Source organism: Paraburkholderia sp. PREW-6R (assembly GCF_039621805.1).
In the GTDB taxonomy this organism is placed as follows: domain Bacteria; phylum Pseudomonadota; class Gammaproteobacteria; order Burkholderiales; family Burkholderiaceae; genus Paraburkholderia.
In genome coordinates, this window is record NZ_CP155074.1 from 2,093,204 (window position 1) to 2,114,606 (window position 21,403).

Genomic DNA, 21,403 nt, shown 5'->3' on the forward strand with positions numbered 1-21,403 from the left:
TGTGTCGACGACGCGCCACTTCTGGCGCCGGCGCCGGTATCCGCGCGGCGCAGGACGCCGCGGTACATCGCAAGTCTTCGTTCCTGGCCTTATCGAGGCGTGGGTTTCGGCGGGAAGGGCTTTGGCGCCCTCCCCTGCGGACCTCTATTCAGGACCTTCGTGTTGCGCTCAGGCGGCCGCTTTCAGACCCGCCGCCTTCGACGGCTGGCTCAACCACTCCATCGCGGCAGGCATGCCGCTTTCCTTGAGCGGCACACCGGCAAGCCGCAGACCCATCTCGCAGCCGGCGAGCGTGGCAAGCAGCGTCAAATCGTTACAGTCGCCAAGATGGCCGATGCGGAACATGCGGCCTTTCATCTTGCCAAGGCCGGTGCCGAGCGACATGTCGAAGCGTTCGTAAATGAGCTTGCGCACCGCGTCGGCGTCCACGCCGTCGGGCATCATCACACCGGTGAGGACCGGGCTATAAACCGCCGGGTCCGCGCACTGAATCTCCAGTCCCCACGCGCGGACCGTGCGGCGGGTCGCTTCGGCGAGACGCTCGTGACGGGCGAACACGTTGTCGAGCCCTTCGCCGAGAATCATTTCCAGCGCTTCATTCAGGCCGTACAGCAGGTTCGTGTTCGGCGTGTAGGGCCAGTAACCCGTCTTGTTCATTTCGACGATGTCGGTCCAGTCCCAGAAACTGCGCGGCAGTCTGGCCTGCTTGCTGGCGGCCACGGCTTTGGGCGAAATCGCGTTGAAGCTGATGCCCGGCGGCAGCATCAAGCCCTTTTGCGAACCCGACACGGTGACATCGACGCCCCACTCGTCGTGGCGATAGTCGGCGCAGGCGAGACCCGAGATCGTGTCGACGAGCAGCAGCGCGGGATGGCCGGCCGCGTCGATCGCACGACGCACGGCGGCGATATCCGATGTCACGCCCGTGGACGTTTCGTTGTGCACGACGCAGACCGCCTTGATGCTGTGTTCCGCGTCGGCACGCAGACGCTCCTCGATCATCTGCGGCTGCACGCCGCGACGCCAGCCCTCGATACCGGGCAAACCGAGGAACTCCGGCTTCAGCCCAAGGCTCTCCGCCATCTTTTTCCAGAGCGTGGCGAAGTGGCCGGTTTCGAACATCAGTACGTGATCGCCGGGGCTCAACGTATTGGAGAGCGCCGCTTCCCATGCGCCCGTACCCGACGCCGGATAGATCACCACGGGCTGCTGCGTCTTGAAGATCTTTTTGATGCCGTCGAGCACCTTCAACCCGAGCTCGCCGAACTCCGGCCCGCGGTGGTCGATGGTCGGGTAGCTCATCGCCCGGAGAATGCGGTCGGGCACCGGGCTCGGCCCGGGAATCTGCAGGAAGTGGCGGCCGGCGGGATGAAAGTCGAGCTTTAGCATAAGTCTTCTCCGATTGAATTTTGCATGCAAAAAACTATATCAGACGATCCATGACGGTCCCAAGACGAAAATTGCCTTTTGGGCCCGGTGTTTACCCGCGCTATTAACTAACGGACAAGGTTCCGATAAAATTCGCGTTGATATAGCTTGAGGGTTTTTGAATGCAAAATTCGGATTTCGGTACGAGCGTCGCGATTGCCCCACTGATGCCCAAGGTCGAGCGCCAGCGCCTGCATGACACGGTGGTGGAGCACATCCGCAGCTTTATCGTCGAAGGTGTTCTGGAGCCGGGCAAGAAGCTGAACGAGCGCGAACTGTGCGAGACGCTCGGCATTTCGCGCACGCCGTTGCGCGAGGCGCTGAAGGTGCTGGCGGCGGAGGGGCTGATCGAGATTTCGCCGAACCGGGGCGCGTCGGTGTCGAAGATGTCGGAGGCGGAGTTGCGCGAGACGTTCGAATTGATGAGCGGTCTCGAAGCGTTTTCCGGCGAACTGGCCGCGGAGCGGATGACGGCAGCGGAGCTGGCGGAGATCAAGGCGCTGCATTACGCCATGCTCGCTTGCCGGACGCAAAACGATCTGCCCGGCTATTACAGCCGCAATCAGGCGATTCACGACAAGATCAATGAAGCCGCGCGCAATTCGGCATTGCGGCAGACGTACATCGCAGTGAACCGCCGTTTGCAGGCGTTGCGGTTCCGGTCAAATTTTTCGGTGCCGAAGTGGGACAGCGCGATTCACGATCATGACGAGATGCTGAAGGCGCTGGAGGCACGTGACGGGAAAAAGCTCAGCGCGATCCTGAGGCAGCATTTGCTGGACAAGCGGGATGCGGTGTTGCAGGTGCAGCAGGCGGTAGCGGGCTCCACGTCGTAGCGCGAAGGTTCTTCACCGAAGACCGGGCGGGACCGCCCGGTCCAGCGGGAAAGAGCGCAGCGCCCCGCTCATCGGCTCTGCCCGCCGATCAGTCTTTCCATGCGGACCCGAGAATGATCGAACAGAAATTGCCGCGATGGTAATGCGGGTCCTTCAGCGCCAGCACGTCCGCCTTGACGTTACCGAAGGTCGTCTCCGGCTTGTGGATCGTGCCTTGCGCAAAGGCCTCGATAATGCCTTCCTTGAAATGCGCGCCGCGCGGATGAGCATGAATCACCTCATGCCGCTGCTGTTCGGTGAATTCGTCGTAGGCAAGACCGAGCACGTCCATTTCGACACCCGCCGTCACCAGTGCGATCACCGGCTTCATATGCTTTGGAATGCCAGGCGTCGTATGCAGCGCGATCGACGCCCACACCTGGTCGATGTCATCCTGGCCAATGCCGTGGCGCTGCAGGAAATCGCGCGCGGCATTCGCGCCGTCCACTTCGAAGCGCTCATGCTCGCTGCTGTACGGCGCGACGAGTCCCATGTCATGAAACATGGCGCCGATGTAAAGCAGTTCCGGGTCGTACTTGAGCTGCCTCCTCTCGCCGGCCAGCGAGCCGAACAGAAAGACGCGGCGCGAGTGATGATACAGCAGTTCGGTTTCGGTATCGCGAACGAGCTGCGTAGCTTCGCGCGCCATCATGCTGTCGGGAATCCTGATGCCTGCAATCGTGGTCATGACTATGCTCCTTGAACGAATCGAGTGAACGGAACGCGCGGCCTTTGTGCGTTGAAAGCGCGTTTGGTATGCTGGCTCGCGGCACGTCTTCCTTGCTACCCGAGGCTGCGCCGCCAATGAGATGCAGTATTGGCCAGCGGGCTTGCGCGGGCAATCGCGGCGCACCGCTGAACACTGCCAAACGCACCGCGTTGACTGCCGCGCTGCCCGTTCATCGTCAAAGGAATGCTTTCGATGCCCACCGTCGCGATCGCGATATTTCCAGGCGTGCAGGCGCTCGATGTCGCCGGTCCCGTCGACGTGTTTTCCGAAGCCAACCGTTTTCTCCCGCCCGCGGACCATTACACGGTCACGCTGGTGAGCGCGGAGCCTTCGCCGCTGCGGGCGTCGAACGGCATGACGCTGACCGCCGACGCAACCTTCGATAGCGCGCGCGATCCATTCGATCTGGGCCTCGTCGCCGGCGGCCCGGCGCTGCCCGAAGGCGAAGCGCCCGACGCGCGGCTGCTCGACTGGCTGACTCACGTGGCGACACAGTGCAGCCGTTACGGGTCCATCTGCACCGGCGCGTTCGCGCTCGGTCATGCGGGCCTGCTCGACGGCCGCAACGTCACGACGCATTGGCAGCATGCGGCGCAACTGGCCGAGCAGTTTCCCGAGGCGCGCGTGGACTTCGACCGCATCTATCTGCGTGACGGTCCGCTCGTGACGTCGGCGGGTGTAACGGCAGGCATCGACCTGTCGCTCGCGCTGGTCGCCGAGGATCATGGCGCGCCAACGGCGCTGGCCGTTGCCAAGCGCCTCGTGGTGTTTGCACAGCGCCAGGGCGGCCAGTCGCAATTCAGCCCCTACCTGAGCGCGCCTGCCGACGACACCTCGCCCGTCGCCAAAGTGCAGGCACACGTGATGGAGCGGATTCGCGAAAGCTTCACCGTCAAGCAACTGGCGGATGTCGCGGGAATGAGCGCCCGCAACTTCGCGCGCGTGTTCGTACAGGAAACGAGGATCACGCCGCATGAATTCATCGAGCGTGCGCGGGTGGATGCCGCCCGCAAATTGCTCGAAAGCAGCGGCGCGGCGCTCAAGGCCATTGCGTACGATTGCGGCTTCGGCACCGCCGATCGCATGCGGATCGTCTTCACAAAACGTATCGGCGTGACGCCTATGCAATATCGCGAGCGTTTTCGCCCTACCTGAACGGGACGGGCAAGCCACGCGTCAAAACATGACGTGAGAAAATGCGCGCTGTTCAAGCCCAGATCACAGGAACCCGCCCATGACCTCCACGACCCCGATCCGCGCGATCGTCACCGGCCACACGCGTGGCCTCGGCGCGGCGCTCGCCGAACAACTGCTCGCGCGCGATATCGCAGTGCTCGGTTTGTCCCGCTCGCGCAACGCCGCACTCCACGCCCGCTTTCCCGCACTGCTCAAGGAAATCGAACTCGAACTGGCCGACCCTGCTCGCGTCGCGCAATTGATCGCGACGGATGCCCTGCGCGAATTTGCCAGCGGCGCGCAGACCGTGCTGCTGATCAACAACGCCGGCATGGTGCAGCCGATCGGCCCGATTGAAGGACAGGACGCTGCGGCCATCGCCAGCGCAGTGAGCCTGAATGTTGCCACGCCGCTCATGCTGGCAAGCGCGCTCGCCGCCGCCACCACCGGCGCGAGCGATCGTCGCATCGTGCATATTTCGAGCGGCGCGGCCCGTCACGCTTACGCGGGCTGGAGTATCTATTGCGCGACGAAGGCGGCACTGGATCACCATGCGCGTGCTGTTGCGCTCGACGCCAATCGCGCACTGCGCATCTGCAGTCTCGCGCCGGGCGTCATCGACACGAACATGCAGGCGGAGATTCGCAGCAGCGGCGCCGAGCAGTTTCCGATGCGCGACAAGTTCGAAGACCTCAAGCGCAATGGCCAGCTAGTGACGCCTGACCAATGCGCAGCGCAATTGCTCGATTACGCGTTGAGCGATGCTTTCGGACAGACGCCGGTTGCCGATATCCGCGAGATCAACAAGCCCGTTTGACGGGGCGCGAGTGTGCTCCCGAAAAGCCTCACCTTTAGCTGGGCAGCCGGCATGTCGCGTGCCGTTCGTCACATAAGGCGCGCAGCTGGACCCACGTTTTAACGCCCGGCAGCCTCTGATTGAGGTCTTAAGCACGGGCCATGCGCAGCGTTAGCGCAGAACTGCATGGCGCGAAGCCGCCACCGCGCCATGCATCACCGCACTTCCCGAAAAGTCTCACCTTTCGCTCGAAACGGTCGGCCTGCGGCGGACGTCGCAACTCATGCCACTCCCGAAAACGCTCACCTTTCACCTTGAGGGGCAGGTCGCAAACGCATGCTGGGCGTAGCGCGTACCCCACCAATCCGTCGACTCCCGCAAACCCTCACCTTTCACGAGTGCCGACCTTAATTGCGCCGTGTCACACCGAGAGCGAAGCTAGATTTTCCCGCTCACTGCTTTCAGCCCGAAGCTCGCGGCAAGCGAAAGCGCTGCGCAAGCCGCCATGAAATACGCAGGCGCCGCGACGTTGCCGGTAGAGGAAATCAGCCACGTCGCAATGAGCGGCGCCGTGCCGCTGAACACGGTAAAGCTCACGTTGAACGTCAGCGCGACGCCGCTGAAACGCACGCGCGTCGGAAACATGTCGGCGATGATGCAGGCGAACGTGCCGTTGGCAAGACATGCCGCCACGCCCGCCAATGCGAGTAAAAGCACGACGTCGGTCGTGTGATGGCTTGCGGCGAAATAGAACGGATAGCTCAGCACCATCAGCAGCAGTGATCCGAAGCGCAACACGTAGCGCCTCGGCATCTTGTCGCCGATCCAGCCCGATAGCAGGATGCCTGTCGATACCACGGCGAGCCCCACGTTCTGCCCGATCGCGACGCGCCGCGGATCGTAGTGCAACACGCGGTCGAGATAAGCCGGCATGTGCGCGAACAGCAGACCGTTGAATGCCGCAACCACCGCCGTCGTGCCGATGCCGAGCAACACGGGGCGCCAGTGTTCGCGCAGCAATTCCGACAGCGGGTGCCTCGCCGCCAGATGTTTCATCTCGGCAAACGCAGGCGTCTCTTCGAGCTTGCGACGCAGCCAGAAACTCAGCAGTCCAATGGCGCCGCCAAATAGAAACGCAATCCGCCAGCCGTACGCGGCCACGTCGTCGCCACTCAGCAGGCTGTGAACAGACAGGTTGACGGCAGCCGCCAGCAACACGCCCGAGTTCACGCAGAAAAACACGATACCGCAAACGAATCCAGCGCGGCGCGGCACCGTTTCGACCACATAGGTAATCGAGCCGGGCAACTCGCCGCCGAGGCAGAAACCTTGCACGAGCCGCAGCAGAATCATCAGCAGGGTCGCGCTGATGCCCCACGACGCGTAAGTGGGCACGATGCCCATGCCGATGGTGCACATGGACACGACGATCACCGAGACGATGAACACGCGGCGTCGTCCGTACCGGTCGCCAAAATAGCTGAGCACAACACCGCCCACAGGCCGCGCCAGATAACCGACTGCGAACACGGCGAACGACAGCACCAGCCCGACAATCGGATCGCGCATCGGAAAGAACGCACGCCCAATGAACTGCGCGAAGATGCCATACACGACGAAATCGTAGAACTCGAGCGCGCCGCCGAGACTCGCGAGAACGATCATGCGCCACTGCGAGCGCGTGAGCCGTGTGGGTGCTTCGTCGGGAAGTGACGCGGATTCGAGACTGGACATGGTGGTCTCCTGCGCGGTGGGTTACGGTCGCGGCGAGTGTGCTCGCGTGTTCAACATGACGGACTGACCGCCTGATCGAGCAGAACGCGAACGATCTGTGAGATGTCGTCTTCGCCGCGTCCTTGTCCGACTGCTTCCTGCAAAAGCTTGCGCACTTCGCCCACCGCGCGTAACGGCGCATGCGAGTCATGCGCCAGTTGCGCCACTGCATCGAGATCCTTGAGCATCGTGCGGATCGTGCCCGACGGATTCGCAGGGGGCGTCAGCATGCGTGGCAGCAACGTTTGCAGCAGCACTGAATCCGCCCAGCCGCCTTGCAGTGCGGTGGGCATCGCGGCCGCGTCGATGCCGGCGCGCTGCGCCAGTACACATGCTTCGGCGATGCCGGCAATGGTGGTCACGACGATCGCCTGATTCGCAAGCTTGGTCGCTTGCCCCGCGCCCGTCGCGCCCATGCGCGTCACGCGCGATGCGTACGCGCGCAGCACCGGTTCAACCGCGGCGATCGCGGCGGGCTCGCCGCCGCACATGATCGCAAGCGTGCCGGCCGCCGCGCCGGCGGTACCGCCCGACACCGGCGCGTCGATCCACATGCCGCCGGTCCGCTCGTGCCAGCGTTGGGCGAAACGGCGCGTGGCGTCCGGCGCGATCGTCGAATGGTCGAGCAGAATACGCGGCGCATTCGCTGCACAGGCGAGGCCGTGCTCGCCGAACACCACTTCTTCTACTGCTTGAGCGTCGCCCAGGCACAGCATGACGACGTCACACTGCGCGGCCAGCCGCTCGGGCGACCCGCTCACCTGCGCGCCCTGTTCCTGCAGATGCGTGAGTTTGTCCGCCGAGCGATTCCACACGCTCAACGCATGGCCCGCGGCCAGCAGCCGGAGCGCCATGGGTTCGCCCATCTTGCCGATGCCGCAAAAGCCAGCGCGCGGCGTGTCCGGGAGCAACGCTGCGCTCATGCGTCCTCCTCGCCGATCGACGCCTCGTACGGCCATTCCACACCACCCGAATGCGTGACCGCACCAAGGTTCGCGGGGCGCACCAGCGCTTCGTATTTTTCGAGCACGCCACCCAGGCGGCCACGCGAGAACGGCGTCGTTTCGCTGGCGCGCCGCGCGAGTTCTTCGTCGCTCAGTTCGACGTCGAGCGTGCCTTTGTGCGCGTCGATATGGATGCGGTCGCCATCGCGCAGCAAGCGGATCGGGCCGCCCGCTGCCGCTTCCGGACCGACGTAACCAATGCACATGCCCCGCGTCGCGCCGGAAAAGCGCCCGTCGGTCAGCAGCGCCACCTTCTCGCCCATACCCTGACCATAGATTGCCGCCGTCACGCTGAGCATCTCGCGCATGCCGGGGCCGCCCTTCGGCCCTTCGTTGCGAATCACCAGCACGTCGCCTTCCTGGTAAGTGCGTTTCGAAACGACCGACATGCACGCCTCCTCGGTTTCGAACACGCGCGCGGTGCCGCTGAACACGAGCGACTTGAGGCCCGCTGTCTTCAGACATGCGCCGTCCGGCGCGAGATTGCCGCGCAACACGACGAGGCCAGCGTTCTCGCTCAACGGCTCGTTATGCGCACGCACGACGCGGCCATCCGGACCCGCGAACGCTTTCAGCGCGGTCTCGAGCGTCTCGCCGGTTTGCGTGAGCGTGTCGCCGTGCAAATGGCCGCCCGCGAGCAACGCGTTCAGCACCGCCGGCACGCCGCCGACGTGATACAGATCGAGCGCCAGATACTTGCCGCCGGGTTGCAGGTCGCCGATCAGCGGTGTGCGGGCGAGCACTTCGGAAACGTCGTCGAGCGTGAAGCGGATGCCGGCTTCGTGCGCGATTGCCGGAATGTGCAACGCGGCGTTGGTCGAACCGCCGGTCGCGGCCACGGCCGCGCAGGCGTTCTCCAGACTCTTGCGCGTGACGAGGTCGCGCGGCAGCGGGCCGCCGTTTTTCAGCGTGTTCATTACCGTTTCGCCGGCGCGCCGCGCAATGGCGATCCGCTCGCTGTAGACGGCGGGCACCATCGCAGAACCGAGCGGCGCGAGGCCGAGCGTTTCGGCGACCATCGCCATGGTGTTCGCGGTGAATTGACCGGGGCACGAGCCGGCGCCCGGCGTGCAGCGCTTCTCGATGCCGCGCAATGTGTCGAGCGACATGTCGCCGCGTTGCGCCGCACCCACTGCTTCGATTGCGGTGAGGATCGTGGCCTGCGTGCCGTCCGGTGCGATGCCCGGCAGCATCGCGCCGCCGAACAGGAACACGCCGGGTACGTTCACGCGCACCATGCCCATCAGGATGCCGGGCAGTGTCTTGTCGCAACCGGCCACGCCGACGAACGCGTCGTAGCAATGCGCACGCACGAACACCTCGACGCTGTCCGCGATGATCTCGCGCGACACGAGGCTAAAGCGCATGCCCGAATGATTCATCGACGTGCCGTCGGAGACCGAAATCGCGGAGCCGCGAATCGGCACGCCGCCACCCGCGGCGACGCCAAGGCGCACGTTATCCGACACCGACGCGAGCGACATGGAACATGGTGTGTTTTCGCCGAACGTATCGACGATCGCGACGAACGGCTTCCCGATAGCGGCGTCGTCCAGGCCGGTTGCCCTCAGAAACGCGCGATGCGGGGTGCGCGTGATGCCCTCGGCCACGGTACGCGAGCGGTGTTTGTGCAGATTGCTCATGAGTTGTCCTGTAGCTTTTCCTGATACGTGGCGCGGCGTTTTTTGCGCGAGGAGCGCGTGGCCGGCTAGCCGTTGAGCAGCAAACCATTCTCGAGGGCAATCACCTGGCCGGTCATCGCCGGGGCATGCGCGACGATGAACCACGCGAGGTCCGCGACTTCGCCGGGTTGCGACACACGCTTGAGCGGCGCGGTCTGCGTCATGTTGTCGACGATCCTTGCGTACGCCTCTTCACCGAGTACGCGGCGCGGCAAGCCGTCGTCGACCATGCCGGGGGCGAGCGCGTTCACGCGAATATGGGGCGCCAGATTGCGCGCGAGCGACAGCGTGAGCGTGTTGACGGCGCCCTTGGACGCGGCATAGGCAATCGAGGAGCCCGTACCGTTGAGCGAAGCCAGCGACGAGATATTGATCACCGACGCGCTGTGCGCAGCCGTCGACGAATCGCGCAGCACGGGCACCGCGGCACGCGTCATCTGGAACATGCCGATCAGGTTCACGCGATACACGCGCTCGAACTCGGCGTCGTCGATGGCCGCGAGATCGCCGTGCGGCACGAAGCGCGTGGTGCCGGCGCAGTTGATCAGCGCGTCGATGCGTTGCCATTTCGACGCCACGGTGTGCACCGCGGCCACGCAGTCGGCGTCGGAACCAACGTCCGCGTCGAAGATCAGCGTGTCGGCGCCGAGTTGGCGGCATTGCGCTTCGACGGCGAGCGCCGCGTCGCGCGTGCTGTCGTCGAAGTTGCCGATCGCCACTGCCCACCCGGCGCTCGCGAAACGTAGCGCCGTTGCTGCGCCGATGCCGGTCGCCGCGCCGGTGACCATACAGACCTGCTGCGTCATACTGCTCTCCTCATACTGTCTTGCGCTTGACCGGCATTGCCAGCACGATCACCGCCGCCAGCACCAGTGCGCACGCGAGCACGATCATGCCGGGCAGCAATTGCCCGGTCGCGTCTTTCAGAAAACCGATCACATACGGGCTCACGAAGCCCGCCAGATTGCCCGTGCAATTGATCACGGCAATGGCGGCCGCTGCGCCTACACCGCCCATCAGCGCAGTCGGGATGCCCCAGAACACCGGCGCAATGGAATTGATGCCGATGGCGGCAACCACGAGCGCAGCCATCGAGAGCCACACGTGCGTGCCAAGCAGCACCGACACCACCATGCCGGCCGCCCCGAGCAGTGCGCATGCGGCGACGTGAACGCGCCGCTCGTCGTGCTTGTCGGCGTGACGGGCGATCAGGATCATCGCCACTGCGCTGATCAGCGACGGCACCGCCGACAGCAGCCCGATATTCGCGACGCTCACCACGCCGCTTGCGCGGATCATCGTCGGCAGCCAGAACACGAGGCCGTAGTTGCCCATCGCAATGCAGAAGTACAGCAGGCCGAGCAGCCACACCTTCGGGTTGGCGAACGCGCCGCGCACGGTCTGATGCGCGCGCGTTTGCGCATCGGCTTCGAGGTCGCGAGCGAGCAGCGCTTTCTCGTCTTTCGACAGCCAGCTCACGGATTCAATGCGATCGTGCAGCACGAAAAAGGCGGCCACGCCCACCACCAGCGACGCAATGCCTTCGATCAGAAACAGCCATTTCCAGCCCGCAAGCCCCTGCACGCCCGCGAGTTGCTGCATGATCCAGCCGGACACCGGGCCACCGATCGCCCCGGAAACCGGGATCGCCGCCATGAACAGCGCAATGATCTGCGAGCGTTTGTTCGACGGAAACCATGTCGACAGATACAGCACGATGCCCGGAAAGAAGCCCGCTTCGGCGACGCCGAGCAGAAAGCGCAGCACATAGAACGACGTGGCGCCGCTCGCGAACATCGTCAGACAGGAGACGATCGACCACGTGACCATGATCCGTGCGATCCAGATACGTGCGCCGACGCGATGCAAAACCAGGTTGCTCGGCACCTCGAAAATGAAATAGCCGAGAAAGAAGATGCCGGCGCCCGCGCCGTAGACGGTTTCGCTCAGCGACAGATCCGTGAGCATCTGCAGCTTGGCGAAGCTCACGTTCACGCGGTCGATATACGCAACGATGAACGCAAGGAACAGGAACGGCACGATGCGCCACGCGAGCTTGCGATAGAGCGCAGTGCGTTGCGCGGGTTCTGTCGGGGCGGCGGGCCTGTCGGCCCCGCCGTAAAGAGGGGTACTCATGGTCGTCTCCTTCCGCGCGCTTGAATGCGCGCTGTGGTCGCGGCGTGCGTCACCAGGCAGCGTCTCCGGTTATACCCTGAGTCATGCGATCGAGTCGTAACTGCTATGCTCGACTCATGCGCTCTACGCCCCATCGTCCCAGCCGATAATGAAGATTAGCCGGGTTGAGCGCCGCACCGCAAATCACTGTTTCGGCGCGGGTCATTACCGCCGGGTTATGTTCTCCGAGTAAACACGCATGGCAACCGCTGAAAATGACGCCATCGACCGCTTCTTTCGCAGCGGTCTGAAACTGCCGCATCTGCGCATCCTGGTCAGCCTCGCCGATCTGGGTCAGGTCACGCGCGTCGCGGCCGCGTTTCACGTCACGCAACCGGCCATTTCCAAACAGATCGGCGAAATCGAAGAGGCGCTCGGCGTGCCGGTCGCGCGGCGAGTCGGCAATGCGGTGGAGCTGACGGGCATCGGCAGGATCATGGCCGCGCGCGGGCGCGAGATATTGCGGCATATCGAACTGGCCCGCCGCGACGTGAGCGCGTTGACGACGGGCACCGCCGGTCACGTTCGCCTTGGCGCAGTAGCGACAATCCCGCAGCCGATCATCGCGCACGCCGTGGAGCTATTCATGCGACGCGCGCCGTCCGCCACGTTTTCGTTCGTGGAGACGACGCTCGACAAGCTCGTCAAAATGCTCGACGAAGGCGACCTGGATCTCGCGTTGGGCCGTAATCGTGTTGCCGACGCCCAAGGCCAGTTGAGCCAGGAAACGCTGCTTCGCGAGCCGTTCGTCTTCGTGGTGGGCGCGAGTCATCCGCTTGGCAAGGTGGATCTGCAGGTGAACTGGAACGATCTGCGTTCGGCGCGCTGGATTACGCCGCTGCGCGGCTCGCCCGCCTTTGCGACCATGGCGGAGACCCTCGCCGGCCAAGGCATCTCGCTCGATCAGGGCGCAATCGAATCGAGTTCGCTGACATTGAATCTGTCGTTGCTGATTCGCGGCGAGTTCGTGTCGATCCTGCCGCTTTCGGTAGCGCGTCATCACGTGAGCCGTGGCCGCATGCGGGTGTTGCCGCTCGCGCCGCTCGAACCGCTCGGCGAGGTCGTGCTGGTATGGCGCGCAGACCCGTCCGCGCCGGCGGCGGATCTGTTTAGCGAATGCCTGCGCGAATCGTCGTCGGAATTACTGGAGGGTGAGGTGGAGTAAGGTGAGCGCGCTCACGGCACCAATTCGCACCTGAGCGATCCTGAAAAGTCTCACCTTTAACCCCGTTCAGCCGCAGAAACCAGGGCTGCCCGCTGTCGCGGCTGATGGCGGGTTCGCTCGCTGAGCGCGTTTTCAACCGGTTTGCGACGCGCTTCCGACGCGTTGCGTCATGTCAGCGCCGGTCTCCTGAAAAACCTCACCTTTGGCAGAAAGCACTGCAGTTTCTGCCTTTTCGCTCGCGCTCAGCTCGCCAGCTTGCGGAACGTCTCGAGCACGGCGTCGCCCCTGAACGGCTTCACGATCCAGCCCTTCACGCCGGCGGCCTTGCCGCGCTCCTTCATCGCGGGACTGCTTTCGGTGGTGAGCATGATCACGTTCACTGTCTTGTTCACGAGTTCACCGCGAATTTTCTCGACCATCGTAAGGCCGTCCATGTTCGGCATGTTGACGTCGCTGATGACCAGCCTGATGCCGGGGCTTGCCTTGAGCTTCGCTAGACCGTCCTTGCCGTCTACTGCGGTGTCGACGTCCAGTCCATTTTTCTTCAGAAAGCCGGCCACTTCGTCACGCACCGTGCTTGAGTCATCCACCACCAGAATTTTCGACATGATTTCGTTTCCTATGACAACCATCAGAACAGCTCGAGTTCACCGCTCGTTTCTTCGATCGCGCTAACGTCTGCGACAAAATCGACCGGCGCGTGTGCGCAAACACATATCGTCGCGCCGAGCCGTGCGGTCCCGTTGAGCGTGACCGAATACGACGACAGCAACCCCGGCTCCAGTTCCTGCAGATACGGCAGACAGCGCGCATTCAGCACATAGGGCGTGGACATGCCGAGATCGGGGAAATAACGCAGCAACTCCTGGTTCATCGCGCCGCAACACAGATTGCAGATCTCAAGGAACGCTTCGCGAAACGGCCGCTCATCGCCTTCCTTGAGGTAGTACTGGCGCGTTGCATCGTCTTCGTCGAAATGCAGGATCAGCAGCAGCCGGCAGACGATCGACGAAATGGTCAGCACGACCACCTGGGACGTCCGGCTTGCGTCGGGCGTGACTGCTTCTTCGGTGAGCGCGATTTCGCACGTGTCGGCGCCATCCGCCGGCAAGCGCGCGTGGGCCGCCTTGCGAAAAATGCGATCGAAACTTTCTTTCGCGTGGTCCGAGATCACACTGGCTCCTCGATCAGCTTCGCATGAAACTGGTTGGCCAGCGACTCGACGCTCGCAAGCGACGCCGCAATCATCTTGCCGCCTGCCTGAATGTCCTGAAACGTCGAGGTCGTGGTCAGGTCATTGCGATGCAGACTGTCGCGATAGCTCCTGGACAATTCTTCCGACCGCGCAGCGAGCGCGCGCACTTCGCCCGCGACCACGGCAAAGCCACGGCCCGCCGGTCCCGCGCGCGCCGCTTCAATCGACGCATTCAGCGAAACGATGACGACGTGACGCACGATCGACGACAGCTCCTGATTCTTCGCGTGCATGTCATGGTTTTGCGTCATCAGCGAAATCATCTGCTCATGCCAGCGCTCGAACGTCGCGCCAAGCCCTTTCAGACGCGTGGCCTCGCCAGCGAGATGCCGCGCCTGCTGCGCCCACTGGTCCTTGTCTTGCGTGACGGCTCTTAACGATGCGCGCAGTGCGTCGGCGTCTTGAGCGCACTGCGCCAACTCATCGCGAAGTTGCGTGGTCAATGACTGAAATGCGCTCGCGGCCTCGTCGCGTGTGCGAAGGGCCTCGTCGTAGTCCGCCTGCCTGGCGATGAGCGCGTCGAGCTGCGCCTGCAGCCCGGCGCGCAACCGTGCCGTGGATGTCGTCACATGCAGCCTGTGCAGTACGAATGCGATGAGTGCTGTCACCGCGCTGCCCGCCGCCGCTGCCAATAAGTACTGTTGAATCACAACTCATCCTTCAGAAGTCACGTGCTGCTGTCGAGCACATTGGTTGCGCTCAATCCGCCACTGCGTCGAGTTGCAGCGAGTCCGCTACATCGGACACGTCGGAGCCGCCATGCGTCTCGTCGCCGAGCGTGTCGATCGCGACGCTGTCCGGCAGAAAAATGATTGTCTGAAACGGACGGGACGCCGCGCCCTCGTGCTGATCCGTGAAGCGCAGTTCAATACGGCCGTTCTCGCGCCGCAGAAAATCACGTACCGCATCCATGCCGACGCCGCGTCCCGACATTTCAGTGACGCTCCGAGCGGTCGAGAAGCCTGGACGGAAAATCAACTCGGCGATTGCCTTGTCGTTAAGCTTCGCGTCGCGGTCGATCAGGCCGCGCTCGAGCGCGATGCCTCGAATCTTTTCGAGTGCGAGACCGCGGCCGTCGTCGCTGAGGGTGATCTGTAGCGCGCCGCTTTCCACGCCGACTTCGATCGCGATCGTGCCTGCCTCCGCTTTGCCTTGCGCGCGACGCGTTTCGGCGGATTCGATGCCGTGGTCCATCGAATTGCGCAACAGATGCATGAACACGTTGTTCAACGTGCCGGCCGCCTGCCCGCGCACGCGGTAGCCGTTGTCGTCGATCTGTACGTGCGGCGCCGGTTTGCCGAGCTCGCCAGCGAGCGAAGGCAGCGAGCCGAGCACGCCAGCGAGCGCTTCGCGCATGCTTACACTGTCGAGCGCGCGCAAGGTTCGTCGCACGTTATCGCGCATGGTTTGCAGTGCGTGCAGCTCGCTGCTGTCCGTCCTGTCGAGCAGGCTAGCAATGCGCTGGATCTGTTCTCGTTCGACCATCAGGTAGCGGCTCGAATTGCCCGCATCGTCTGCGCGGCCCCTGCCTTTGCGCCCGAGGCTCTGTTCGCTGATTCGCGCATAACTTTCGATTGCCTCGCGCACGCGCGTGAGCTCATGCATCAGATGATCCTGATCCCATGAGCGCTTTGCGTCGGGCTGACGCAGTTCGTGGTAGCTCTGCTCCGTTTCGTGCACGACGTGCGTCAGATGCTGGAGGTTATACGTGCGCGCGTTGCCCTTGATGGTGTGCATATTGCGGAACAGTTCGGCGATCGCGGCGTGATCCGGCGCCGAATGCTGCCGGATGATCTTCTCGTTCTCACTGACGAAACCGGCCGAGCTTTCAATAAAATGGTGGAACTTCTCTTCGCTGACCGCGAGAATTTCGCCAATCATGTCAAGGCGCCGGCGCTGCTCACCGGCTTCGGCGGCCAGTTTGCGCAACTCGGTCACGTCGCGAACGCAGAGCATCAGGCGGACGATCACGTCGTCCTCATCTGTAATCGCCGACCAGCTCAGGTCAAGAATCTTCACGCGGCCGTCCGGCATGCGCTTTGAGATTTCGCCGACCAGCAGGTGCTGATTGAACGCGAAGTTGATACAGTCCTCACCCAGACAGGCCTGGGCAGCTGCATCCACCTGCGACAGCGCGTCCGCGCCGAGGTCGGTGTCGGCGAAGACGAGATCCATCAGTCCGCGCCCGGCAATATGCGTGGTCTCGAAGATGTCTTCCAGATAGGCCGAGTACTCCGAGTGAATCACGGCGCCATCGACCAAGGTCAAGATACCCTGCTGCATGTTCTGCAGCATGGCCTGGATGTCGGCCGTCTTCTGCTTGAGTTGCGCGGAGCTTTGCTGGATCTTCTCGATCATGCCGTTAAACGCAACGATTGAATGGCCTATCTCGTCGAGCCGCCCGACCGGCACACGGCGCCCGAAGTCCTGGCTCGATGCGATCTCGCTCATCATGGCCTGCATGCGGCTCAACGGGCGGGTGATCTGACGGTAGAGCATCGAGCCGATCGAGGTCAGCAGAACGATCGCCATACCGGTGACAACGGCCAGTGCCGTTGTGGTGGTCGCAAGCGTGGCGTTCAGCGCGGTGATCGCGTCGTCTTTCTGGCGGTTCTTTTCGACACGCAACGTGTCGACAATGCCTTCCAGTTCATCGCGATACTGAGCGACGTTCGCGAACAGATAGGCTTGCGCCAGTTCGTTCTTGCCGTCGGCCTTCAATTTTTCTGTCTCGGCAATCGCGGAGAAATAGTTTTCGAGGCTGTCACCGGCTTGCGAAACGAGGCCCTTCTGGGCGGTGCTCGCGGCATCTTTGGCTTGCACCGCCAGTGCATTTTGCAGAGCGGCTTTTTTCTTTTTGAGCTCGTCCTGTGCCTGCGCGACCATGTTGGCGTCCGGCGCGTAGACCAGCGTCATCGTGGCAAGCTGCACGTCCTTGACCTGCGACACGAGATCGGCGGAGGCAAGCGCGCTCGGCACGACACCCTCGGTTACCTTGCGCACTTCAGTGGCGCTGCCGCGCGTTTGATAAACAGCGAAGCCGCCAATCGCCGACAACGCGACGAACATCAGAACAACCAAAAACGTAATGCGATGACGAATCGTCATTTGAACCCCCGAAATCTGGCCATCGCGTCCGCTCTCAATAGGAGCAGCGCGTTATATGCGAATGTGGTCTGCATGGTCTGCCTTTTCGCGACGCTGAGTATTGCCGCTCATTGTTACTAAGCGATGACTGAATTCCGGGAAGGTCCACGGAGCGTGGTTTTTCAGGGCAAGGACTTCCTCTAATTTTTTGCTCAAGTTTTTAAGCCGAATGCCGTTATTCACGCCCATTAATTATTGGCTCTGATTTATTGCCGGTTTGAATCGAAGAGCGAGAATCGACATACGGATCCAGGCAGACGGCCCCGGTAGATATGACGCTTCCTGCCGCTTGCCGTCGCCTTTACCGACTTAAAAGCTTCATCTTCTGCGCCTACGATCGAGCGTTCGCATTCACGGAGCTGCAGGCCGACATCCGCGAGCTTGTCCCCCAACCTTTTGCGGGAGCGCGAATGCTCGTTCATTTCACGCCGTCGTCGGCTATCGTCATCGCCATGCTGGTGGTGTGTTTCGTGATGGTGCTGGCGTTCGAGGCAACCAACGGTTTCCACGATTCGTCTAACGCTGTCGCGACCGTTATCTATACGCAGTCGCTCAAGCCGGTTCAGGCCGTGGTGTGGTCCGGGCTGATGAACTTCGTCGGCGTATTGGTCGGCGGAATCGCCGTGGCGTACGCGCTGGTACAGATTCTTCCGCCCGACGTCCTCACGCCGCCCGACGGCTCGCCAGCCGTGCCGATGCTGGTGTCGATCTTCCTCTCCGCGTTGCTATGGAACGTCCTGACCTGGGCGTTCGGGATTCCGAACAGCAGTTCGCATTGCATTATCGGCGCGCTGATCGGCGTCGCTTCCGCGGACGCGCTGTTGAAGTCGCGCGATCTGGGTCAAGGGGTGGACTGGCAACAGATCATCAAGGTGCTCGAAGCGCTCGCCGTCTCGCCGGTTCTGGGTTTCGTGCTGGCGGGCGGTCTTTATGGCCTGATGCGTCTGATCGTGCGGCGCGGCCATCTGTTCGAACCACCCAAGGAAGGCGAGCCGCCCGTGTGGTGGCTGCGCGGGCTGCTTATCCTCACGTGCACGTCGGTCAGTTTCTCGCATGGTACGAACGATGGCCAGAAGAGTATCGGCCTCATCATGCTCACGATAATCGGCCTGTTACCCGCTACGTATGCGCTCAATCCTGAGGCCACAGGGCAGCTCACGCAACTGAGCCAGCGCGCGTCAGCCGCCGTGCCGCTCGTGCAGAAATACGGTGACGACGTGAAGGATCACGCACTGAAAGCCGCGGCCGCGCTGCAGAATGCACAGCCGGAATTGCAGAAGCAGGCGTCCGAACTGAATGCCGGGTCCCGACCGGTGGATGGCGAACGCGCTACGCGGTCGCAATTGCGCGGTGATATCTACGAAGTGGTGTCGCAGTTAAAGCATGTCAGCGAAGCAAAAAGCGCCAGCGTGCAGGAGAGGAAGCAGGCCGCCGATCTGATGAAGCAGATGAGCGAGCCCGTGGAGTACGCGCCGTTCTGGGTACGCATGCTGAGCGCGCTGTGCCTCGGCCTCGGAACGATGGTCGGCTATAAACGCGTCGTGCGCACGCTCGGCGAGCGGCTGGGCAAGCAGCACATGACGCCGGGGCAAGGGGTCAGCGCGGAACTGGTCGGATCCATTCTCATTGGAACAGCCGGCTTCACAGGACTGCCGGTCAGCACGACACACATCGTCACTTCGGGCATTGCCGGAACAATGGCTGCCGGCGGCCAGGGGGTGCAAGCCGGCATGCTGGTGCGGATCGCATTGACATGGCTAGTGACGTTGCCGGTGACGATGGCGATGTCAGCCGGACTGTTCTACGTGCTTGCCAATCCGCGCTTTTGAGCCCCGATCCGGGCTCCCGGATTTCCTCACCTTCAGACATGAAGTGCGCGCACAGGTACGCAGATTTGCACCGCAAAGGCTCCCGAAAACGCTCACCTTCAGGTTTTCAGACCTGGCTCGGCTGGTGTTATCCGCAGTGATCCAGTGGGTTGGATGTCACGTCCCGACGTGCCATTACGTCGGAATCGCTTGCGGGAAGGTGAGCCGGCCAAGCAGGCGTCGATTGCTCGCGGACCGTATAGCGAGGACTCCCTGGAAATCCTCACCTTTGATGCGCGACGCACCCGGTCCTGGAACGTCTCACCTTTAGCCATCACGCGCTATTTCCTGGAACAACTCACCTTTGACGGCAGCGACGCCATCTCCTGGAATTCCTCACCATCCTGGATTGGCTCACCTAAGCGCTTCGGTGGTCAATGGATCGCCTAGAACTTCACCTTCAACTGAAAGCCGATCGTGAACGGAAGATCGTCCGAAGGAATGGGAGGAATCACGATGAAGTTCGCGCCGACACGCTTATATTCGACCATCACGATCGGCGCGGCCACGGGTCCGATGGTGTGGTTGTGGCCCAGTCCCCAGTTGCCATAGTTATATCCGGAGATAATGCCGCCGATCGCCGCGATCCGCACGATGCCCCAGTGTGCGAACTCAGGTGCCCACACTCCGCCGCCGTAGAACGAAGGTCGGCGCAATGAGTTGCGAAACCCGCCGGCCGTGACTGCCCACTGGTTGTTGAGCCAGCACTCGACGCCAAGCCCTGGATTGAACTGCTCGAAGTGTGTGTTGGGATCGGGGTTGATGTGATACGAGCCGAGCATGGCGTCGACCCACACGCCGCCGTCGCACCAATTGCCCGCGTGCGCAGCGGACGCGCCCGCACAAGTCGCCGCGAGTGCGAACGCAGTGTGTCGAATCGTTTTTTTGATCTGCCGAAATTGCATGTGTTCTCCGCCACCGGTCTGGCGCCGGCGCAACGATGTCCAGGTATGCTTGCAAGCCGCCGTCGCGCACTGTACCTCAAACCCGCACACTCGATGTTGAGGACACGCTCGGGCGCCCGGGCACAACGCGTGCCCCTGCCAGTTGAACGACGATAACGGAGAGCGATGGCGCAGCGATGAACGCGCGACGCGCGTCCATCTTTGAAGAGAAGGTGAAACTAGAGGCCGAGATCCGATAATCCCGGATGATCGTCCGGACGGCGGCCGAGCGGCCAATGGTATAACCGGTCGGCCTCGCGAATGGGCAGATCGTTGATGCTGGCATGACGGCGCGCCATCAGTCCGTGTTCGTCGAACTCCCAGTTCTCGTTGCCATACGAGCGGAACCAGTTGTTCGAATCGTCGTGCCACTCATAGGCGAAACGGACGGCAATGCGATTGTCCGTGAATGCCCACAATTCCTTGATTAAGCGGTAGTCGAGTTCCTTCGCCCATTTACGGCGCACCAGGCCGACGATCTGCTCGCGCCCGTGCGTGAACTCCGCGCGATTGCGCCACACGCTGTCCAGCGTATAGGCGAGCGACACGCGCTCCGGATCGCGCGTATTCCAGCCGTCTTCGGCGGCCCGCACTTTCTGGATCGCGGTGTCGCGGGTGAATGGGGGTAAAGGCGGGCGAGTTTCGGTTGGGTCGGCCATGTTGTTCCTCTTCAGATTTCGGAGCGCCGCGTGGGCGGACGCCGGGTTCGGGTGGGGTTCGCCGATTGGCGCGTTGACGCTTTAAGGTCGTCATCGAGCAGAGCCGCTGCGGCCGCGCGCGCGTCGAGCGCGGCGTCGGCCTGGCCGCTCACGAGTGCAACGGCGATCGCGCCATCCAGCAGGATCAGCCATTGGCGCGAAAGACGCGCGACGCGGTCCGCGTCGAACCCGCCGCGCTCTGCATACTCGGTGAACTGGCTTTCCACGAAGGCAAAGAGGCGCGCCTTGTGTTCCCGCGCGACGATCCGGACCGGATGCTCAGCAGAAGCGATTTCACCCGCAGCATTCAGGAACGCGCAGCCGTGAAAGTCCTCCGACATAAACCATTCGCGCAGCACGTCGAACATGCCGAGCAGGCGCTTGCGCGCGGTCTTGCCGCGCCGGTTCGTGCCTTCGATAAACCAGTTCATCCAGCGTGCGTCGCGCCGCTCCAGCGCGGCGGCGACCAGCGCGTCTTTCGATTCGAAATGCGTGTAAAAGCTCTTGCGCGCAGTGCCCGACCGCTTGACGATCGCGTCCACGCCAGTTGCGTGAATGCCGCCCGCGTAGATCAAGGCTTCAGCGGCGTCGAGCAGACGCTCGCGCGTACTGACGGGTGTCGCAGTACCAGGAGGAGGATCAGTGGCCATAAACGAAGAGTAGAACGATCATTCTCCTGCGTCAAGC

20 protein-coding genes are annotated in these 21,403 nt (G+C 62.8%); 6 read left to right on the plus strand and 14 right to left on the minus strand.

What is annotated here, in order from left to right; all coding sequences use genetic code 11:
* Positions 1 to 168: 168 nt before the first annotated feature.
* Positions 169 to 1,389 (minus strand): aminotransferase class V-fold PLP-dependent enzyme, encoded by a 1,221-nt coding sequence (locus AAGS40_RS24545; RefSeq protein WP_345815605.1) that lies wholly within the window; start codon positions 1,387 to 1,389, stop codon positions 169 to 171.
* A gap of 161 nt (positions 1,390 to 1,550) precedes the next feature.
* On the opposite strand from AAGS40_RS24545, the gene AAGS40_RS24550 reads away from it, so the two are divergent.
* The gene (locus AAGS40_RS24550) at positions 1,551 to 2,264 is read left to right on the plus strand and encodes a GntR family transcriptional regulator (RefSeq protein ID WP_345815606.1); all 714 of its coding nucleotides are present in this window, start codon (positions 1,551 to 1,553) and stop codon (positions 2,262 to 2,264) included.
* An 88-nt stretch (positions 2,265 to 2,352) separates the two neighbouring features.
* Here AAGS40_RS24550 and AAGS40_RS24555 read toward each other — a convergent pair whose 3' ends face one another.
* Positions 2,353 to 2,991 carry an HD domain-containing protein gene (locus AAGS40_RS24555; RefSeq protein ID WP_345815607.1) on the minus strand — a complete coding sequence of 213 codons (639 nt, stop codon included), beginning with the start codon at positions 2,989 to 2,991 and terminating at the stop codon, positions 2,353 to 2,355.
* Positions 2,992 to 3,225: 234 nt separating this feature from the next.
* Here AAGS40_RS24555 and AAGS40_RS24560 point away from each other — a divergent pair, with 234 nt between their 5' ends.
* Both AAGS40_RS24560 and AAGS40_RS24565 read left to right on the plus strand, forming a co-directional pair.
* Complete coding sequence (locus AAGS40_RS24560; protein ID WP_345815608.1) at positions 3,226 to 4,188, plus strand: GlxA family transcriptional regulator; 963 nt, start codon at positions 3,226 to 3,228, stop codon at positions 4,186 to 4,188.
* Between the two features lie 79 nt (positions 4,189 to 4,267).
* Positions 4,268 to 5,026 (plus strand): SDR family oxidoreductase, encoded by a 759-nt coding sequence (locus AAGS40_RS24565; RefSeq protein WP_345815609.1) that lies wholly within the window; start codon positions 4,268 to 4,270, stop codon positions 5,024 to 5,026.
* Between the two features lie 417 nt (positions 5,027 to 5,443).
* Here the strand turns inward: AAGS40_RS24565 and AAGS40_RS24570 are convergent, their stop codons facing one another.
* From AAGS40_RS24570 to AAGS40_RS24590, 5 genes are all read right to left on the minus strand, one after another.
* On the minus strand, positions 5,444 to 6,739 hold the full coding sequence (locus AAGS40_RS24570; protein ID WP_345815610.1) for an MFS transporter: 1,296 nt from the start codon (positions 6,737 to 6,739) through the stop codon (positions 5,444 to 5,446).
* Between the two features lie 50 nt (positions 6,740 to 6,789).
* Complete coding sequence (locus tag AAGS40_RS24575) at positions 6,790 to 7,701, minus strand: NAD(P)-dependent oxidoreductase (RefSeq protein ID WP_345815611.1); 912 nt, start codon at positions 7,699 to 7,701, stop codon at positions 6,790 to 6,792.
* The gene (gene ilvD / locus AAGS40_RS24580; protein WP_345815612.1) at positions 7,698 to 9,425 is read right to left on the minus strand and encodes a dihydroxy-acid dehydratase; all 1,728 of its coding nucleotides are present in this window, start codon (positions 9,423 to 9,425) and stop codon (positions 7,698 to 7,700) included. Before ilvD ends, AAGS40_RS24575 begins: the two co-directional genes overlap by 4 nt.
* Positions 9,426 to 9,490: 65 nt before the next feature.
* Positions 9,491 to 10,270, minus strand: coding sequence for an SDR family oxidoreductase (locus AAGS40_RS24585; RefSeq protein WP_345815613.1), 780 nt, complete (start codon positions 10,268 to 10,270; stop codon positions 9,491 to 9,493).
* A 10-nt stretch (positions 10,271 to 10,280) separates the two neighbouring features.
* Entirely contained in the window at positions 10,281 to 11,600 is a 1,320-nt protein-coding gene (locus AAGS40_RS24590) for an MFS transporter (protein WP_345815614.1), read from the minus strand.
* 238 nt (positions 11,601 to 11,838) lie between these two features.
* On the opposite strand from AAGS40_RS24590, the gene AAGS40_RS24595 reads away from it, so the two are divergent.
* Positions 11,839 to 12,804, plus strand: a complete 966-nt coding sequence (locus tag AAGS40_RS24595; RefSeq protein ID WP_345815615.1) for a LysR family transcriptional regulator — start codon at positions 11,839 to 11,841, stop codon at positions 12,802 to 12,804.
* Positions 12,805 to 13,046: 242 nt separating this feature from the next.
* Here the strand turns inward: AAGS40_RS24595 and AAGS40_RS24600 are convergent, their stop codons facing one another.
* From AAGS40_RS24600 to AAGS40_RS24615, 4 genes are read right to left on the minus strand one after another with little or no spacing between them, the layout of a single operon-like run.
* The gene (locus AAGS40_RS24600) at positions 13,047 to 13,412 is read right to left on the minus strand and encodes a response regulator (protein WP_345815616.1); all 366 of its coding nucleotides are present in this window, start codon (positions 13,410 to 13,412) and stop codon (positions 13,047 to 13,049) included.
* Between the two features lie 23 nt (positions 13,413 to 13,435).
* Positions 13,436 to 13,978, minus strand: coding sequence for a hypothetical protein (locus AAGS40_RS24605; RefSeq protein ID WP_345815617.1), 543 nt, complete (start codon positions 13,976 to 13,978; stop codon positions 13,436 to 13,438).
* Positions 13,975 to 14,709 (minus strand): methyl-accepting chemotaxis protein, encoded by a 735-nt coding sequence (locus AAGS40_RS24610; protein ID WP_345815618.1) that lies wholly within the window; start codon positions 14,707 to 14,709, stop codon positions 13,975 to 13,977. Before AAGS40_RS24610 ends, AAGS40_RS24605 begins: the two co-directional genes overlap by 4 nt.
* 49 nt (positions 14,710 to 14,758) lie before the next feature.
* Positions 14,759 to 17,167: an ATP-binding protein gene (locus tag AAGS40_RS24615; RefSeq protein WP_345815619.1), complete on the minus strand. Its 2,409-nt coding sequence runs from the start codon at positions 17,165 to 17,167 to the stop codon at positions 14,759 to 14,761.
* Between the two features lie 449 nt (positions 17,168 to 17,616).
* On the opposite strand from AAGS40_RS24615, the gene AAGS40_RS24620 reads away from it, so the two are divergent.
* Together AAGS40_RS24620 and AAGS40_RS24625 are read left to right on the plus strand one after the other, a co-directional pair.
* Positions 17,617 to 19,035, plus strand: a complete 1,419-nt coding sequence (locus AAGS40_RS24620; RefSeq protein ID WP_345815620.1) for an inorganic phosphate transporter — start codon at positions 17,617 to 17,619, stop codon at positions 19,033 to 19,035.
* Positions 19,036 to 19,188: 153 nt separating this feature from the next.
* Positions 19,189 to 19,464 carry a hypothetical protein gene (locus AAGS40_RS24625; protein WP_345815621.1) on the plus strand — a complete coding sequence of 92 codons (276 nt, stop codon included), beginning with the start codon at positions 19,189 to 19,191 and terminating at the stop codon, positions 19,462 to 19,464.
* Here the strand turns inward: AAGS40_RS24625 and AAGS40_RS24630 are convergent.
* The 3 genes from AAGS40_RS24630 to AAGS40_RS24640 form a co-directional block, all read right to left on the minus strand.
* Entirely contained in the window at positions 19,461 to 19,979 is a 519-nt protein-coding gene (locus tag AAGS40_RS24630; RefSeq protein ID WP_345815622.1) for a hypothetical protein, read from the minus strand. The two genes, AAGS40_RS24625 and AAGS40_RS24630, sit on opposite strands and share 4 nt — an antisense overlap.
* A 218-nt stretch (positions 19,980 to 20,197) precedes the next feature.
* Positions 20,198 to 20,677 carry a nuclear transport factor 2 family protein gene (locus AAGS40_RS24635; protein ID WP_345815623.1) on the minus strand — a complete coding sequence of 160 codons (480 nt, stop codon included), beginning with the start codon at positions 20,675 to 20,677 and terminating at the stop codon, positions 20,198 to 20,200.
* A gap of 11 nt (positions 20,678 to 20,688) precedes the next feature.
* Positions 20,689 to 21,366, minus strand: coding sequence for a TetR/AcrR family transcriptional regulator (locus AAGS40_RS24640; RefSeq protein ID WP_345815624.1), 678 nt, complete (start codon positions 21,364 to 21,366; stop codon positions 20,689 to 20,691).
* Between the last annotated feature and the right edge of the window lie 37 nt (positions 21,367 to 21,403).